Annotated in this window: 1 pseudogene; it reads left to right on the plus strand. The window is 70.3% G+C overall.

The features are described 5' to 3' along the window. Positions 1-256 (plus strand): annotated as a pseudogene (locus F0U47_RS20400) (adenosine deaminase); the annotation flags it as partial.

Consider the following 256-nt stretch of genomic DNA (forward strand, 5'->3'; position numbering starts at 1 on the left):
CACGTCCACCACGTGGGCTCCGCGTCGCCGCAGATGGTCAGCGAGCTGGCCGCGCGGCACCCGGGCACGGTGCCGAGCGACCTCGAGGAGCTGCGTCGGTTCTTCGCCTTCCGCGACTTCGCCCACTTCGTCGAGGTCTACCTCGCGGTCGTCGACCTGGTGAGGACTCCGGAGGACATCCGGTTCCTCACCTACGAGATCGCGCGGGAGCTCGCCGAGGGGCAGTCGGTCCGCTACGCGGAGCTGACCTGCACGC

Origin of the sequence: Nocardioides antri (genome assembly GCF_008373765.1) — a bacterium.
Classification (GTDB): Bacteria; Actinomycetota; Actinomycetes; order Propionibacteriales; family Nocardioidaceae; genus Nocardioides; species Nocardioides antri.